This is a genomic window from Coleofasciculus sp. G3-WIS-01 (assembly GCF_040223135.1).
In the GTDB taxonomy this organism is placed as follows: domain Bacteria; phylum Cyanobacteriota; class Cyanobacteriia; order Cyanobacteriales; family Coleofasciculaceae; genus Coleofasciculus.
Genome location: NZ_JAVJZI010000166.1, coordinates 21028 through 32112 on the forward strand (window position 1 = coordinate 21028; position 11085 = coordinate 32112).

Annotated in this window: 7 protein-coding genes; 3 read left to right on the top strand and 4 right to left on the bottom strand. The window is 43.9% G+C overall.

Annotation, left to right across the window (positions count from 1 at the left end):
- Positions 1 to 4: 4 nt before the first annotated feature.
- The 4 genes from RIM23_RS15970 to RIM23_RS15985 all read right to left on the bottom strand — a co-directional run bounded on the left by RIM23_RS15970 (position 5) and on the right by RIM23_RS15985 (position 7112).
- Positions 5 to 1213, bottom strand: coding sequence for a hybrid sensor histidine kinase/response regulator (locus RIM23_RS15970; RefSeq protein WP_446368189.1), 1209 nt, complete (start codon positions 1211 to 1213; stop codon positions 5 to 7).
- Positions 1214 to 1340: 127 nt separating this feature from the next.
- On the bottom strand, positions 1341 to 5318 hold the full coding sequence (locus RIM23_RS15975) for a PAS domain S-box protein (RefSeq protein WP_446368190.1): 3978 nt from the start codon (positions 5316 to 5318) through the stop codon (positions 1341 to 1343).
- A gap of 341 nt (positions 5319 to 5659) precedes the next feature.
- On the bottom strand, positions 5660 to 6289 hold the full coding sequence (locus RIM23_RS15980) for an alpha/beta hydrolase (RefSeq protein WP_446368194.1): 630 nt from the start codon (positions 6287 to 6289) through the stop codon (positions 5660 to 5662).
- Between the two features lie 271 nt (positions 6290 to 6560).
- The gene (locus tag RIM23_RS15985; protein WP_446368191.1) at positions 6561 to 7112 is read right to left on the bottom strand and encodes a response regulator; all 552 of its coding nucleotides are present in this window, start codon (positions 7110 to 7112) and stop codon (positions 6561 to 6563) included.
- A gap of 21 nt (positions 7113 to 7133) precedes the next feature.
- Between RIM23_RS15985 and RIM23_RS15990 the strand changes: the two genes are divergently transcribed.
- The 3 genes from RIM23_RS15990 to RIM23_RS16000 all read left to right on the top strand — a co-directional run bounded on the left by RIM23_RS15990 (position 7134) and on the right by RIM23_RS16000 (position 10754).
- A complete protein-coding gene (locus RIM23_RS15990; protein ID WP_446337799.1) occupies positions 7134 to 7295 on the top strand; it encodes a hypothetical protein in 162 nt (53 codons plus the stop codon).
- Positions 7296 to 7308: 13 nt separating this feature from the next.
- Positions 7309 to 9618 carry an NACHT C-terminal helical domain 2-containing protein gene (locus RIM23_RS15995; RefSeq protein WP_446368192.1) on the top strand — a complete coding sequence of 770 codons (2310 nt, stop codon included), beginning with the start codon at positions 7309 to 7311 and terminating at the stop codon, positions 9616 to 9618.
- A gap of 209 nt (positions 9619 to 9827) precedes the next feature.
- Positions 9828 to 10754 (top strand): histone deacetylase family protein, encoded by a 927-nt coding sequence (locus RIM23_RS16000; protein WP_446368193.1) that lies wholly within the window; start codon positions 9828 to 9830, stop codon positions 10752 to 10754.
- The last annotated feature ends 331 nt before the right edge of the window (positions 10755 to 11085 follow it).

The window sequence follows — 11085 nt, forward strand, 5'->3', positions numbered from 1 at the left end:
TTCTTTAACTGTTTTTTTTCGGTATTATTACAGTAAAAATGCTCCCTTTTTTAATCTCACTGGTTACTTTTATCTCACCCCCAAAACCTTTTAATATTTGCATACAAGTATAAATACCCAGTCCTGTACCTGTGGGTTGATTTTCCTGTTTTTCTTCACCTTTAAATGGTTTAGTTGTATAAAACGGGTCAAAAATTTTGGCTAGATTTTCTGGAGCTATACCACAGCCTGTATCTTGAACATCAATGTAAACGTTTTCTTCATCTTGTCGGGTGATAATTGTTAATTCTTGTTCCGGCTTACCCCACATAGCATCTAGAGCATTACTGATTAAATTATCAAAAATTTGAGATATTTCAGTATAGACTAAAGGAATTGATGGAATAGTATCATCCCAGAAATAGCATTTTTTTACCTGATGTTTAAACTGGAGATTAGCCTGCCAAAAATCGAGTTCTTTATTTAAGATTTCATTAATATTGAGTGGACTTAATTCCAAGGAGTGATCCATTATACTTTTATGCATGAGATTATCCAGTATTTTACTCATATCCCAGGCAGCTTCAGCCATCTTATCAACATAAGCGAGCGTCATTTTTTGAGAAATATCTTCTCCGGTCATTTCTCCAGTTGCCAAACATTTGTAAGATAAAATAAGCTGAATGCGATTTCTTAAATTATGAACAATTCCTTGAGTAAGCCGTCCAATCAAAGCTGTTTTCTCTTGTTCAATGAGTTGTTGAGTTCTCGCTTGCACAATTTCTTCCAGATTCTGATTAAGGTGCGCGAGTTCCTCGGTTTTCTTTTGCAGTTGATTTTGCAGGTTATGGAGTCTGAGGTGAGTTTGAATTCGGATCAAAACTTCTTCCTGATGAATGGGCTTAGTGATATAATCGACTGCACCCAGATTAAATCCCTGGACTTTATCTACTGTGTCAGAAAGCGCTGTCATGAAAACAATGGGAATGTCTTGAGTGGATGGATTTTCTTTCAACCGTTTGCAGGCTTCAAATCCATCAATTCCCGGCATCATTATATCTAAAATGATTAAATCCGGTTTAGTTACTTCGGCTCGTTTAATTGCACTTTCACCATCTAAAGCAACAAATATCTTGAATCCGGATTGAGTCAAGAAATCAAATAATATTCCCAGGTTGTGAGGTTGATCGTCAACGATCAAAAGTCGGCTGGTTTCAGATGTTTGATTATCCATAGTAATTAAGGGGAGGAGGGTAAGAGGGGAAAATGGTAAGAGTTTTTCTAAAATACCCTCTATAGGATATACGACTAAATCCGCACATAATAGGCACTTTAAATGACTTATGAATTATTATTACTTATCAGGTGTATTGATTTAGAATTCGCTCAATTTTTGGTAACTGGAAATCTTTAGCCAGAGAACGTATCTGTGTGGCAAAGGGAACCCAATCATTGTTTTCTTTTTGCCAATGCTGTGATTGGTCAATAATTCCTTGGATGTCCCCCATTTCCAAGAGTTCCCACAAAATCGCTAGTTCCGAGGGGGGTGGAGGAACAAGGGGTATATCCTTGGTTTCCAGTTCAATGGTTGGGGAATCTCTATGTTCTTCATAAATTCCTTCAACACCTAAATGGACAATCAGTAATTCTAGGAGTTGCTGGATTGGCACAGGTTTTGAGAGAAAGTTTTGGCATCCAGCCGCTAAACTTTCCTGCTTAGTCGTTTCAAAAACATTAGCGGATATAGCAATAATAATCACCTTTTTGAGTTGGATCAATTGTCGCAGTCGCCGCGTTACTGTCAAGCCATCTAGTCCTGGCATGATTAAGTCCATTAATATCAGATCAGGCTGAACATCGACTGCCTTTTGTAAACAATCTTGACCATCGACGGCTTCAAAAATGTTCAACCTGAACGGTTCTAGCAGTTGTCGCAATAGAGAGCGATTAACGGCATTATCATCAACAATGAGAATATTTTGCTGTTGTCCTTTAACACCGATAAGTCGTCGAGGGCACAATTGTGCCGATGCTTGTCCTGTGGAAACGTCAGACAACTCTAAATCGAACCAGAATACACTACCTTGACCCAAATTACTGCTAACTTGAATCGCGCTACCCATAAGCTGAACCAGCTTCTGGCTGATAGCAAGCCCCAATCCCGTGCCTTCTACCGCGTGGGTGCAATCGCTAACTTGATGGAAGGGTAAAAAGATTTCGCTTAATTTGTTCGGATATATGCCAATCCCCGTATCTTCAACTTGAAAACGAATTCTGGTAATTGGGGAAGTTTTAAGTTTTGAGTTATCTCCCTCATCTCCCTCATCTTCAAGATAGCCAACTCTAAACGTCACGCTACCTTGATCCGTAAACTTTACCGCATTGCTGAGTAAGTTGATCAATATCTGTCGCAGTCTTTTCTCATCAGCGATAACGCCTTGGGGGAGAGGAGATAAAAGTTCGTAAGTAAAGTCAATGTCTTTTTGGGTAGCACGCAGCCGAAAAAGATTGGCAATGCTGCTGAGAAAATTCGGTAAATGAAACTCTGTCGGATTAAGTTCTAATTTTTGGGATTCAATCTTGGAGAGGTCTAAAATATCATTAATCAGCGTGAGCAAATGTTCGCCACATTGGTGAATAATGCTTAAATTATCCCGTTGATTTTCGGTTAAATTGGTATCGGTTTGCAGGAGTTGAGCATATCCTAAAATGCCGTTAAGGGGGGTTCTGAGTTCATGGCTCATCGTTGCCAGGAATTCACTTTTCGCCCGATTCGCCACCTCTGCGGCGTCTTTGGCTTGTTGCAGCGCCACTTCTATCTGTTTATGCGCCGTAATGTCGCGGCTAATGCTTAACACTGACCGAATCGTGCCATCGGAATTAAACTCAGGTACGATGTGAGAGTGAAAAAATTTCATGCCACTAGGTGTGGAAAAGTCATATTCAATGAGCTTTTCTTGTCCAGTGCTCAAGACAGATTGCAGCGCTTGATTCCAAAAGTGGGCTTTCTCTGGCGGCATTCTCAACTCCAAATTGGTTTTACCGATGAAGTTTTGGGGAGAGAGTTCCGTGGCTTGTTCTATTGCCGGATTCACATAGAGATGACGCAATTGGTGGTCAAACCGTGCTATAATATCTGGTGAATTTTCCACCAACGCTCTAAATTGTTGTTCGCGGTGGTAGAGTGCCTCTTCAGTCTGCTTGCGATCGCTAATATCGCGGTTACTTGCCCGTTGACCCAACCAACGTCCATCCGCGCTATAGACGGGTTGACAAGCGTGGGCAATCCAACGGCTCGCTCCCGTGCGAGTGATAATGCGAAAGTCCGTGGAATAGACATGGGGGTTGTGTAACTGTTCGCGTATATGTTCAGCAATTTTCAGGCGATCATCGGGATGGACAATTGCCTCAAGTAATCGCGCATCCTGGAGGAATTCCTCAGCACTATAGCCGGTGATCCGTTGACATGAGGGAGAAACATAGATAAAGTTTCCATCTGGATCTCGCCAATACTCCCAGTCATAGGTAAAGTCAGCTACAGTGCGAAAGCGTTGTTCACTTTCTTGCAGGGCTTTTTGTGCCTGTTTACGTTCAGTAATATCATGAGCAACGGCATAAATTAACCGTTCCTCCAAAAATGGCGCGGCTGTCCAAGAGAACCATTTGTAAGATCCATCTGGACAACGAAACCGATTCTCAAAAGACTTGATCGTGATCCCCTCGGCGAGTTTTTTCATTTGCGCCTGAGTCGCTTCCCGATCATCTGGATGAACCCATTTGATAAAGGGTTGGGCTTTTAAGGCTTCACAAGTAAAACCCAAGGTTTTCTCTAAAGCTGGGTTAACATCGATCAAGTATCCCTCAAAGTTGGCAATCATGAGTATATCCAGGGAGAGATTAAACAAGCGATCGCGTTCTCGCTGGATTTGTTGACGTTCCGTTAATTCGGCTTGAAGCTGGGAGTAAAGTTCCGCCTGATGGATGGCGATTGTGACTTGAGTGGCTAATGACGTGAGCAGATCGGCTTCATCAGGCTGCCATTTTCGAGTGGCTTTATACTGATGAGCAATCAGCAATCCCCACAGGGTTTCGTTCTGAAGAATCGGCACAATGAGTTTAGATTTAGCACCACACTGCCTGAGTGTATCAGCCAGACAGGGTAACATCTCATCCCGTTCAACATCGGCTACGGTATGAATTTCACCCTGACAGTAAAATTGATGACAGGCATAAGGAAAGATATACTCAGGTAGAGAATTTTCCTGGGGAACACAACAGTCTGGCGCTAAGGCTTGGGCGACAATTTTGCCAGTACCATCGCCCTGAGTGCGGTAAATCGCCACCTGATCACAAGCTAAAAATTGCTGAACTTGGGTTACTGTCGTATTGAGGATCTGATTCAGGTCTAAAGACTGGCGAATCTGTTGGGTGATCGCCCTGGTTAACCGTTCTTGTTCAGCTTGCAGGTGCAGTGCGGCTTCGGCGCGTTGGCGTTCCTGAATTTCCTGTTTTAAGTTTTCATTAGTACGCTGTAGTTCCTGGGTGCGCTCAACTACCCGTTGTTCTAACTCAGCGTTCAAGGTATGGATTTTGGCTTCAGCTTTTTTGCGATCGCTGATATCCATCACTGTACCCAGCATCCGCACCGCTTGACCCGTTTGATCATATAAAAATTTTCCTTTTGCCCCGATCCAGTGAATACTACCATCAGACCAAACCACCCGAAATTGCTGATCATACTCATGCTGCTCTAACCGAGAATGGTTCACGGCGCCTTTAAAGGCTTCTCGGTCATCTGGATGAATACAAGCTTCAACAGCCGCATCGCTACCATCAAATGTACCCGGAGTTAAACCAAACAGCACTTCATGACTCTTAGACCAACGAATCTGGTTTGTCAACACATTCCAGTCCCAAATGCCCATCTGAGCAGCATCTAGTGCCAGGTTGAGGCGTTCTTCGCTTTGGCGCAACTCGGCTTCTACCTGCTTGCGTTCGGTAATATCTCGCAAAATTGACAAATGACAATGGGGGATCACGTTAGCGGTTGCTGCATATTCCGTCTCCCGCACTGTTCCATCCTTGCGCCGGAGACGAAACTCCCCCTTAACCTGTCCCTGTTCGAGAAAAATTTGCCACACCTGTGGGAAATCAAACTCCGATTCGGCAAAGTCTGATATGCAGTGTCCTAAAAGTTCGTCCCGGGACAAACCAAATAGCTGACAAGCCGCCGGATTGACCTCGACATACTTTCCTTGATCATCCGCGATCGCTATAGCATCAAGCGCTTGATTAAACAGCGCCTGAAATAAAGAGTGGCTGTCACTGTTGCCATACATACTTTATATTTACTGATGTACTTATAACTCTGGACGTGAACCATCACTCCGGGAACCGCTTCACCCTCATCCCCTAACCCCTTCTCCCATCAAGGGAGAAGGGGAACCATCATAAAAGACTTTGCTGCTCATATCTGGAACACGACTCCCTTGCTCCCTTGCTTCTCCCTTGCTTCTCCACTCTCTCACACCAAAAGTCGTCTCCATCCTGGTTTCCCCTGCTTTATGAGCTGGCTACGACGGCGATAACTTTCCCTGATTTTCGGTGGATCAAACCCTTGTTTGTAAAGTACTATACTTTATACTTTATACTTTAATGGTTTCTGTCGCGATCGCTTGGTCTATTGTGCAGAACTTGAACCAATAACATCCAGCACAAAACGCCTTGCCAACATCAAAACCTCTGGCAGAATCTGATGCGCCATATCAAATTCTTGATACGTCACCGCGATTCCCAACGCCTTTAAATTATCTCTGGCGTGTTGTGCTTTACTCACAGGCACAACCGGATCTTGTCTACCATGCACGATCAAAACTGGGGGTAACGATTCCCGCGTCAGTTGAGCCGAATCATGCCAGTAGCCACTCATTGAAACTAAGGCGGCGCAGGGTAATCTTAACCCTACATCTAGTGTCATCGCTCCCCCTTGGGAAAATCCACTTAAAATGGTGCGGGATAGGGGAACGCCTGTACTTTCTTCCAGAGACGTTAACCAATCGATTAACTTTTGGCGACTTTCCTCTAACCCCCAATGATTTTCGCTTTCTAAGGCATACCAGGCATTCCCCCAGGGGACATTGGGATGAGGAAACGGAGCATCGGGAAATAGAAACTGGACATTGGGCAAGTTTAATGCCGAGGCTAATGGGGCTAAATCCTGAGAGTTAGCTCCCCAGCCATGTAAGCACACCATTAAATGGGTTGGTGATTGACCATGGGTAGGTCCAATGGTGACAGATTTTAAAGACAAAGACTGAGATCCTAAATCAGAGGTTGTTGGATTTCTAGCAGATGGAGAACGGTTTTGGCAAGCGTTCACCCCCAAAACTGTTCCCAGTGCGGCACAGCCTTGTAAGAAAAATCGTCGTCCGATTGGTGTCATATTGCATTCACAGATCTCTGATCGCAATAATTTAGATACACTTATCGCTGCCAAAGTAAAGACTCATCACTGACCTCTTGGCACTATCGTAAATAGACGTTAATTAGCGATCGCGGATTTCACGGATCACTCCGGACAATTAATCTAACTCACAACTATCGCCACAAAACTGACACATCCTTAACGCTGCAACTAATTTATCAACTGCCAATGGCTTACTCAAACATTCATTCATCCCGGCTTTTAAGCATTCCTCACGCACCTGTGGCATTTCATCAGATGTTACCGCAATAATACAAGGACGCTGTTCCGGTAACCATTCTTGGCATAAGCGGCGCATCATTGCCAAACCCCCCATCTGTGGCATTTGCACATCAGTTAAGACAACATCGTAATGGTTTTGGCGTAAGGCTTCTAAGGCTTCCAATCCATTTCCGACAACATCCGCCTGATAGCCTAGCGATCGCAAAACTCGTAACGCCACGGTGCGATCGCCCCATTGATCTTCCGCCAGGAGAATCCGCAGGGGTAATTCCTTCGCTAACGGTGCAACCGATTCAGCACTTGGCTGAGGCGTTTGATCAGTCTCCGATGGCTGACTAAACATCTGCATCCAAATGTTACCAATCTGAGACAGTTGCAGCGATTGATCGATGAATGTAGCACCGTGGGCAGTGGTTAAACTAGACATTGTTACTACCTTTCAGTGGTAATGTACAGGTTGAGCAAGTGCGATCGCCTCTGTCACAGTAGTGCGATCGCCTCTCCCTATCATCAAAGCCGATGGTTGCTTGAGATTCTGCTTGAGAAATGCTTGAGTTTGCTTGACTTATGCCACGTCAGAAAAAAAGAGCAGTATTATACAATAAAGTGATCTCGATGGGATAATGCCACGGGGAATCAAAATTGCTCCAGAACATAAAAAAACCGTTAGACAGGCATTAAGGCGTCGCGGTTACTCCAGTCAGCAGGATTTGGCGAATACGCTGGGATTATCGCTGTCTACAATTCACAGCTTTTTTAATGGTAAACCTGTAGACTCGATCAATTTTGAGGAAATTTGTGAAACGTTAGGATTAGAGCGACAAACCATCCAAGACTACAATATAGAAACTCTAGTACAAAATGTCCGCCAGAAAATACGTCCCCTCATCCAACAACGGTGTGGCACAATGCGAGTTCTGGATATGACTCACCCGATAGGCATTAGTGACATCTATACAAACGTCAACATCTTAGAGAAAATCACTGGGAGGAGACGACTAAAAATTGCCGATTTACTCCGAGGGTTTGACCCCGAAGCGGAAGACTTTGATCACTGGGGACTTAATCATATCAACACCAAACGATTACCGGGACTTGAAGCGGTGGAAAAATATCCGAAACTGATGGTTTTGGGTAAACCCGGTTCGGGAAAAACTACGTTTCTCAAGTATCTAGCAATTCAGTGCAGTTTTGGTACATTTATGAACCAATTTGTCCCGATTTGCCTGACGATTAAAGATTTTGCTGAAGCCACCGATCAACCCGATTTCCTCGACTTCCTAATTCAACACTTTTCTATTGTTAACATTACCGGGAATGAAATCACCCAAGTCATTCAATCGGGACAGTGCTTAATCTTACTCGATGGCTTGGATGAAATGCTAGACGATGATGCCAATCGCTGTATTAAGCAAATTCGATATTTTTCTCATCAATATTGTGACAATCAATTTGTGATCACCTGCCGTATTGCCGCCCAAGACTATACCTTTGATAAATTCACCGAAGTTGAGGTAGCTGATTTTAATGGAAAACAGATTAAAACCTTTGTGGAGAAGTGGTATAAAACCAAAGACTTAGATCTAGGCGAACGATTCATCGAACAGCTTAAAGTTAATCCCCAAATTCAAGAATTAGCCACCAACCCCTTACTCTTAACCTTACTCTGTTTAGAATTTGAAGATTCTGGCGACTTTCCCGCAGACCGAGCGGAATTATATAAACGCGGGATTGCTACGCTTTTACTGAAATGGGACGCTAAACGGGGAATTATCCGAGATCAGGTCTATAAAAAACTATCCGTTCAACGCAAACAAAACTTACTCAGTCAGATTGCCTTTACCACCTTTGAACGCAAAGATTATTTCTTCAAGCAACGCCAAGTTGAACATTATATTGCTGACTATATCCGTAACTTACCCGATGCCGAAACCGATCCCGATGCCTTACAATTAGATAGTGAAGCCGTTCTCAAATCCATCGAAGCCCAACATGGACTCTTAGTGGAAAGAGCCAGAGAAATTTATTCCTTTTCCCATCTCACGTTTCAGGAATATTTTACCGCCAGAAAGATTGTCACCAGTTCAAATCCCCAAACCTTAGAAAATGCCCTGCGATCGCTTGTTAGCCACATCACCGAGAAAAGTTGGCGAGAAGTCTTTTTTCTATCGGTGGGGATGTTACAGTCGGCGGATTATTTATTACAATTGATGAAACAGCAAATTGATCAATTAGTGGCTACAGATGCGGAATTGCAACGGTTATTGCAGTGGGTGCATGGGAAATCAAATACCGTTCACGTTCCCTATAAACCAGCAGCGGTGCGGGCATTTTATTTTAATTTAGCCCGGAATTATTATTCTCAACACAACCCCACGCCTCCGCAACGGAAATCAGACTTGATTGGTGTCCTGGATTGCCATTTCCACCATCTTCTACTGTTAGGATCTAGCCAAACCCAAGATATTGGACTGGATGAACTGCTATCCTTGACCTTTGAACGGGCGTCTAAGCTGGTTCTGGGATTAGCGGATCGTCCCTACGCTATGAGAGGAGCATTATTTTTGGCGTGCGATCGCGCCCTGAATCTTGACCCCAGGTTGGACAAAGCCTTACAGGAACTCAAGCAACAACTCCCTAATCCAGATTTCAATCTAGATGGGAATGAGTGGCAGTTTAAGCAATGGTGGCAAACTCATGGTATCTCTTGGACAGAACAATTGTCGGCTGCGATTATTAAGTATCGCCAGATTGGTTATCCTTGGCAATTGAACTCTCAGCAAAATAAACTTCTCAAGCACTATTATGATGCCAATCGATTATTAGTGGACTGTCTCAATAGTGATTGTTATGTCAGTCGTGAGGTGCGACAGGAGATTGAGGATACCTTATTATTGCCGATGGCTGAAATAGAGAAATGTCGAGTCACTTAGGCAACCTATCTATAAATCTAAGTACCTGAACATAAACTCTGTCCACTGTACTAAGAAATGTTAACAAGCGTCAAATCCTTACTGTTAAGAGTTCCCCGTTCCCTGTTCCCTAATTTCAACCGTCAACGTTAATTTTATCCGACTACTTACCGAACCAATAATTATACAATTATAGAAAGCACTCATTTGCTGCCAATTCTACTGAACCTATGTTTCCAGTTATTTACTCCGACGAATTTCTTAATCATGACAACGGTAAATTCCACCCTGAACGCCCAGAACGATTGACAGCTATTGTCAATGCCTTAAACGCTGCACCCTGGGCACATCTTGTGGATTGGCAGTTACCTACACCCGTAGAAAGTCGTCCGGTAATGCCTCTGTTGCAAAAAGTTCATGACCAAGATTACATCAATTTAGTCAAACAACTTGCCCACGACGGTGGAGGAATGATAGATGGCGACACCAGGGTTTCTCCACGCAGTTATGATATTGCCCTGTTAGCCATCAGCGCTTGGTTAGATGGGGTTGATCGGGTTCTCACTAGCAACAACCCGGCATTTGTCCTCGCACGCCCTCCTGGACATCATGCTGAAGGTCCACGGGGGATGGGATTTTGTATCTTTTCTAATGCTGCGATCGCGGCTTACTATGCCCTAGAACAACCGGGTATCCAAAAAGTCGCCATTTTGGATTGGGATGTTCATCATGGTAACGGCACTCAAAGCCTCGTGGAAAACGATGCCAGAATTGCCTACTGTTCCCTCCATCAATATCCTTGCTATCCTGGCACCGGTCACCCTCGCGAACGCGGCTCATACAATAATGTCCTGAATGTACCCATGCCACCAGGCAGTGCATTCACAGAATACCAACCCATGTTTGAGCAGGGGGTTATACCCTTTCTCAGGGAATTTCAGCCTGATTTACTCATCGTCAGTGCAGGTTACGACGCCAACGCCGATGATCCCCTAGCCAGCATCGCTCTGAAACCGAAAGATTTTGGCGTATTCACTGATTACTGTTTACAACTGACTCACCGCATTTTATTTGGCTTAGAAGGCGGTTATGACCTTACTGCCTTAGCCAAGTCTGTTATTGCCACCATTGAACCCTGTTTAAACCTTAGTGAATAGTTGCCACAAATAGCTCAATCGATAACCTATCATTTCTGGCTGGGCGAGTGCGTCTATCATACCAGTAGTTATTCGGAAGGGAGCGTTATCCTTCTACCCTTCTACTCTTCTACCCCTAAAACAGCTTCAGATTGTAACCTACACCTAAAATCAGTCCCACATCCGTCTCATCATCCTCAGGAAATACCACATTGACCGAGAACTAGGGATACAAGCCTCGTCCTTTTAGGACGACTTTTTATTTTCTCTTAGTCTTGTATTGTAATAAATAATGTGTTAATCTATAAAAGTAGTCTAGCACAGGCGAAAGTCGTGAGTATCGCCAATCGAT

Excerpts from the sequence above, each read along its gene's own strand:
- RIM23_RS15995 (WP_446368192.1), top strand. The coding sequence starts at position 7,309 with ATGCCACGGGGAATCAAAATTGCTCCAGAACATAAAAAAACCGTTAGA.
- RIM23_RS15970 (WP_446368189.1), bottom strand. The coding sequence starts at position 1,213 with ATGGATAATCAAACATCTGAAACCAGCCGACTTTTGATCGTTGACGAT.
- RIM23_RS15985 (WP_446368191.1), bottom strand. The coding sequence starts at position 7,112 with ATGTCTAGTTTAACCACTGCCCACGGTGCTACATTCATCGATCAATCG.
- RIM23_RS16000 (WP_446368193.1), top strand. The coding sequence starts at position 9,828 with ATGTTTCCAGTTATTTACTCCGACGAATTTCTTAATCATGACAACGGT.
- RIM23_RS15990 (WP_446337799.1), top strand. The coding sequence starts at position 7,134 with ATGTACAGGTTGAGCAAGTGCGATCGCCTCTGTCACAGTAGTGCGATC.
- RIM23_RS15975 (WP_446368190.1), bottom strand. The coding sequence starts at position 5,318 with ATGTATGGCAACAGTGACAGCCACTCTTTATTTCAGGCGCTGTTTAAT.